We start from the raw sequence: 254 nt of genomic DNA, 5'->3' as shown, positions 1-254 counted from the left end.
CCCAGCGCGTGTTGCTGGACGCATTAAACCTGGCGAATCGCACCGGATTTATCAGCCATTTTGTCATCGAAGGCGAAGCGATGGCGCAACAACTGCGTCAGCTGATTCAGCTTAATACGCTGCCGGAACTGGAACAGCATCGCGCGCAGCGTATTCTGCGAGAAATCAATCAACATCATCGGCATAAATTCGCCCATTTCGATGAGAATTTCGTTGAACGTCTGCTAAATCATCCTGAAGTACCTGAACTGATC

At 49.6% G+C, this 254-nt stretch carries 1 protein-coding gene; it reads left to right on the top strand.

Features of this window, described 5'->3' with window-relative positions; all coding sequences use genetic code 11:
* Positions 1–254: hypothetical protein (locus AC0L3S_RS39535; protein ID WP_473285391.1), on the top strand; the 254-nt coding region annotated here is incomplete at both ends.

This window comes from Bradyrhizobium sp. Ken01, from assembly GCF_055807355.1.
The sequence above is the reverse complement of the archived record's forward strand: the minus strand, read 5'-3'. Positions and strand labels throughout refer to the sequence as shown.